This is a genomic window from Moorena sp. SIO3H5 (genome assembly GCF_010692395.1).
Lineage (GTDB): Bacteria > Cyanobacteriota > Cyanobacteriia > Cyanobacteriales > Coleofasciculaceae > Moorena.
Genome location: NZ_JAAHHS010000488.1, coordinates 1 through 5,206, shown reverse-complemented (window position 1 = coordinate 5,206; position 5,206 = coordinate 1). Strand labels below are relative to the sequence as shown.

The window sequence follows — 5,206 nt, the reverse complement described above, 5'->3', positions numbered from 1 at the left end:
TCCATTTCGGGTGAACTCGCCGTTGCACTAAGGCAAAGATGCCTACCGTAGTAGTAACCAAACCACCAAATCCCATCAAACCCGGCCAGTTAATTCCTCGACGGCTTAAGTCGAAATAATCCAGTATTACAAAGTCTGTTTGAGTTATGGTTTCACCTTCGGTTACAATCACATCTCCTTTCCGAACTGAAACCATCATTGGTTCCACTTTTTCTGCTGCCTGTTCTGCTATGAGCTTGGTTGATTCTTTATCTTCGATCAAGTTGGGTTCTAAAACTCTCACTAGTAAATACTTGGCTAGTGGTTGAGCTTCCTGAGGCATCAGGCTACTCAAGTTTAGCTTCACGGTCTTTTGGATCAGATTTGGTGGTAATCCTGGAACCATACCTTGGGTCAGGATGCGACTAGCAGCCTCCTTAATGACGATGCGGGTTTTCTGCCAATCTTGATCTGATAGATCCAGTACCGAAACATCATCTAGGCTACTGAATTCAGGGCTAAGGTATGCTGAGAGCTGAGGCAACACCTGAGCGTACTGTTGGCGAGCAGCAGATATTGACTCAATCAGAGCTGAAAACTCTTGTTCAGAAGACTGTTGACGGTAGCTTTGCAGTTCACTTACTGCCTCAACAAAAGCTACATTTAATGAATTTTCTGCCGGAGTCGGTGGTTTGGCTTCAGAATCAAACCCGTTGACATGGTTATCGATATCTGAAAATGCCAAGATAGCCCGCCATTCCCATTCCTTACTTTGGCGCAAATACCGCTGGGTGGCGATGGATAGTACATCAGTTTTTACAAAAGGAAAAACACCGCTGTTAGTGCGCAGTTCTTCCACAGCGTCCAGAGACTTCTCAAGATTTTGAGAAATTCTTTCTGTAACAGATTTGTCAATCATCAAGACTGGTTGAGCACCTCTTTGAGCTTCTTTGCGTCTCTCAGCTGTTGTCTTAGAGTCCTCAACCAGAGCATCGAATGGTGCCCGGACTGTCTGTGGTGCTACTGTGTCTACATCTAGCTGTGGCTGATTGTAAAAGCGCCCTCCCATAACACTGGTCAGGGAAACCACTGCTAAAGTCCACATTACAGGTAGAGTAATTTTCTGTTGAAGTTGGTGCTGGCTTTTGCCCCAATTTTTTCCTGAAGTTAGGCTAGTGGAAGTACCTTCACAATGGGTTGGAGATTCTGTGAGCTGTAGAGGTTGTCCTTTTAAATTCTCCTGCTGTGATTGGCTAACTGAGGATTGTGCAGCACTAGAGGAGTTAAATCCCAAAAAACTGCGAAGGTGCTGAGATGTTCGCCGTAATTGCGTGATCGGCTGCGTCAGCGAATTGAACGTTTTCATAGCACAGGAAAGGCAATGTCTGGTAACAGTAGCGGTCTGCTCACAATTTGCTGTGTGGTGGTGGCATTTTGCTTAAAGACATCTACATTTATTGATTATTCATAAAAAACACTGGAAAGTCTTCCTCCACTCATTTTAAATCCACTCATTTGACATGGGTAGAGCGCAGGTTGCGTGGGAAACTTCCAGTTACAATCACGCCTTGTATACTGTAACAGTAACTGGAGTTTGCGAACAGAAAACTTGATTAAAGTGGTATAGACTGACTTTACGCCGATTATCGTTTCGTGATTACCTTGGTCAATCCCCATGGCTATTGCTTGGGTTTGACTTCCAGATGATTCACAGACCAACTTCACCGTAAATACGCCTACATCATTATTATTTACAACTTTAGCTTTTCTTTCTTTAATCGATTCCCTAGGGGAACTTGGGGTAATTCGCATTAGTCGCTGTCGAGTTGGTGATAAAATAGCTACTCGCATTGAGATAATCCTCAATCATGGAGTTGTAAGTCCATGCAGACCACCTAATCCAAGCGGTGCGACCCTAGGCCGCGAAGGATTTCTCGCGGCCTAGGAGGCGCGCACCGTGATGATTACGATTGTTAACCGCGACTGAAGTAAGCAGTCTTGCAGATACTCCAGCTTAGGGGTTGTGGCTGGAAGTTCTTACCAGGATTAGGCTCAATGGTCTAGTCACACTTAGGCTTAAGTCTTACCCCATAAGCACCCTTTATTGCGGGGTCAGTGACAGAATATAATTCCAGACTTGACTGATTTTTAGTTTACAAGGCTCAGAAGCCAGTGTTTTTTTTAGATCATCTTAGTTTAACTGGTTTATATTAGTTTTACCTATAGCTGTGGTAGCAAATTCAACACCACGGGTGCAACACAGGCCATGAAAATTTTATGTACTATCACGTTTGAGGCTACAGCCCCTTGTAGGTAAAACTTCATTTTTGGTTTGAAAGTCCTTTTATTGAACAGCTTATCGAGATCCGATCACCCTTGGTGCTACCACAGCTAGCTTCTGAAACTGAGCTATCCCTGAAACGTCATATACACCTGACCACACTGCCAACAACTGGTCTGCTAATTGCCATGGCTCAACCCCAGTACTGTTGAGGTTAAGAGCCACCAACCAGGGCACTGGAATACCGATGATACCGTTATAGGCACCAGCTAAAGCACCTGTTAAGGCAGCAGTAGTTTGTGATTGATAGCCTGTAATAGCTGCACGAGTTACACAGAGGTGAAAATCTTCTGGGGTGTTTAGGAAACAGTACAATGCTAAGGCAATCGATAAAGAGCAGTCATCCTCAGACTCATTTCTACGCCTTTGCTCTCGACGCAGCTGGATAACAGTTTGTTCTAAACTTGCCCCAAGCTCTAGTAGACTTTGTACTTCTTCCAATTGTTGCACCCAGGCATTTTGATTTTCATAGTTCCCTAGGTAGGCAATGATTTGGGAAATCAGGTTAGGGCAGTCAAGTTTTTCGGTAAGGGCGATCGCTATTGCCCAAGCTATTGTCAAGACACTCTCAAACCTTTCAGAATCATTTTGCCAAATTGCTGCTGCCTGTAGCAGCTTTTGCCGCAACTTGACTTCATCTTCATGAAAAAATAATGCTATTGGTAAGGTTGCTACTGCTGCTTCGCTACTGTTGGCAGTCCCTTTTAATGAAAGGATAGAGGGTTGAGCCTTTTCACAGTGCACTAACCAATCGCCTAAATCGAGGTTGCCACAGCGAATCAAACTTTCAATACCACAAGTAGCAATCTTGCTCCAATCGGAAATCGCCTTACTCAGACCAGCATCCCCAAGGGAAACCGGTCGAAATCTTACTTGAGCTGGTGGTAACTTTTGGCAGCAACTCCCAGCCAGGATTTCTCCCACAAGGCTACCTAACAAGGCACCTCTAAATCGGTTCAAAAGTGAGTACCGCATCCATATTTTGTCAAGAAATCTAGTGTGCTCTTAAATTGCCTTTTTCAACCCGCAAGGCAGCACCCATAACCTTTTTGATTTTAATTACCAATCGATTGTCTCAATGTCACCACTAGAGCCTGTAACCCCAGTCTATAGCTGTTAGCTCCAAAACCACTAATCTGACCAACTACCACTGGTGCAATGAACGAATGATGTCTAAAAGCTTCTCGTTGATAGATGTTGCTCAGATGAACTTCTACAGTTGGCAAGGCTACCGCAGCTATTGCATCTCGAATAGCCACACTGGTATGGGTATAAGCAGCAGCATTAATTAAAATCCCGTCGTGGTGTCCTAAAGCTTCATGTATCTTATCGACTAAGATACCTTCATGATTAGACTGCAACGCTGTCACGCTTGCCTCAAGCCTTTGCCCTTCTTCCTCTAGAAGATAGTTAATCTCATCCAAGGTTACAGATCCATAAATACCTGGTTCTCGCTGTCCCAGTAAATTAAGATTGGGACCATGGAGAACCAGGATACTTAGACGTTTTCGAGAATCACCGGACACAATGACTATCTAATTCCGACGACACCTTGGGTCATTAACAGGAATGGGGATTGGTTCTGGTTCAGGCTGAGCCTCAGGACCTAATAGCGCTTCAATAAGCTTGCGCGCCCATTCTTGAATTTTTTCCAAAACCTTTTCTATATAGTCCATCAAGCAAAAAGCTCCTATAAGACCACTTGTATCTTTTCTTTTACACTTTCAGTTCCCTAACTGGTTAAAAACCATTACTGCTTTTTGAGCAGATCAACAAGGGAATCAGTCTTGCCTAAGGTTTTTTTGGCTTGACCATGACTCTGAGAAAGGAAAAAGAACAAAGTGTTGTATCTATTATGTTAATTAGGCTAGCACATTTTATACAATTCATTCAACCAAGATACATTAACTGTGTTTATACCCTCACCAGCATAAGACCTATCAGTTGCCTAACTCAGTCAGCAATATTTGGCGAAAGGCTTGCCTGGTTTCGGGCTTCAAATAATTCTGTTGTAACCTTTGCCACTGCTGCCATGATTTGTAGCGGTTGGCCTGTAGTAACTGAGCCAGCTGGGGAGCCTGGTATTTTAGGTCCCTTGTGAAAGACAGAGTTTAAGAATTCGTCTAAAACCATACTGTCGTGGAATATCACCTAAGATGCCTGGAATTTGCTTCATATCTTCCACATAGTCCTTATAGTTAGGACTATATAGTTCAGTAAATAGATTCATTTGGTAACGCACCCGCTTGGCTTGCTTACGTAGATCGTGAATCATTGCTCCACGAATGGCTAGCAGTGATTCAACTGCTGCTGGTTTCAGCTGCTTTGGAGTTTGGCTACCAGCATCCTGAAGATCAACGCCCACTAGCCAAGCGGGGTGAAGTAACAGGCTGCTGACAATGGGTAAGAGTAAATCAGGTAACACTGCAGCCGCTGGCATCTGAGCCATTTCTTTATAGGTGGGTTTTTTTAGCCACAGTTTTAAGGTTTGCTTAAGCTTTTGGTGTGGCTTACCTTGCAGAACGTCCCGAACTTGTTTTAAAGCTTTGCACCGCTTTTTTTTCAAGTAAACGTAGGCTTGCTTTAATGCTTTCCGTTCTTGGGCAGGTAACTTGGGTTGGTAACCTTTGTGGAGGGTTTCTTGGAGGCTGGCAACCGTTAAGGATTTTCTCCAAGAATGTTGCACTATCTACAAAGATGTGTTATATTTTAAAAATATATTCAGTTTCATTAGAGATACTTTGCGACTTACATTAAACCCGAAAACCAAGGGTTTAAGGGTTGCGTTTTTTGTCAATAGTGGAATCAAATTTATGCGCTAAGCCGGGCATAGTCCGGGTTTAGCCTTGGGAGATACCCCCTGGCTGGCAAAATCCAGCTTGCATT

The 5,206-nt window shown here is 43.7% G+C and carries 5 protein-coding genes and 1 pseudogene; all 6 read right to left on the bottom strand.

Translation table 11 applies throughout. The annotated features are described in order from the left end of the window. Nucleotides 1-1,273: pseudogene (locus F6K52_RS31940) on the bottom strand (hypothetical protein); the annotation flags it as partial. Nucleotides 1,274-1,440: 167 nt separating this feature from the next. Continuing rightward, nucleotides 1,441-1,830, bottom strand: a complete 390-nt coding sequence (locus tag F6K52_RS31935; RefSeq protein WP_293088401.1) for an RRXRR domain-containing protein — start codon at nt 1,828-1,830, stop codon at nt 1,441-1,443. A gap of 505 nt (nt 1,831-2,335) precedes the next feature. Continuing rightward, on the bottom strand, nt 2,336-3,295 hold the full coding sequence (locus F6K52_RS31930) for an ADP-ribosylglycohydrolase family protein (protein ID WP_293088399.1): 960 nt from the start codon (nt 3,293-3,295) through the stop codon (nt 2,336-2,338). A gap of 80 nt (nt 3,296-3,375) precedes the next feature. Next, on the bottom strand, nt 3,376-3,846 hold the full coding sequence (gene aroQ, locus F6K52_RS31925; RefSeq protein ID WP_293088397.1) for a type II 3-dehydroquinate dehydratase: 471 nt from the start codon (nt 3,844-3,846) through the stop codon (nt 3,376-3,378). A gap of 9 nt (nt 3,847-3,855) precedes the next feature. Next, entirely contained in the window at nt 3,856-3,996 is a 141-nt protein-coding gene (locus F6K52_RS31920) for a hypothetical protein (RefSeq protein WP_008177935.1), read from the bottom strand. 410 nt (nt 3,997-4,406) lie between these two features. Continuing rightward, on the bottom strand, nt 4,407-5,006 hold the full coding sequence (locus F6K52_RS31915) for a CHAD domain-containing protein (protein WP_293088395.1): 600 nt from the start codon (nt 5,004-5,006) through the stop codon (nt 4,407-4,409). Nucleotides 5,007-5,206 lie beyond the last annotated feature (200 nt).

What these genes read in the sequence shown, in the direction of transcription:
- F6K52_RS31935 (WP_293088401.1), bottom strand. Translation starts at nt 1,830, where the DNA reads ATGCGAGTAGCTATTTTATCACCAACTCGACAGCGACTAATGCGAATT.
- F6K52_RS31930 (WP_293088399.1), bottom strand. Translation starts at nt 3,295, where the DNA reads ATGCGGTACTCACTTTTGAACCGATTTAGAGGTGCCTTGTTAGGTAGC.
- F6K52_RS31920 (WP_008177935.1), bottom strand. Translation starts at nt 3,996, where the DNA reads ATGGACTATATAGAAAAGGTTTTGGAAAAAATTCAAGAATGGGCGCGC.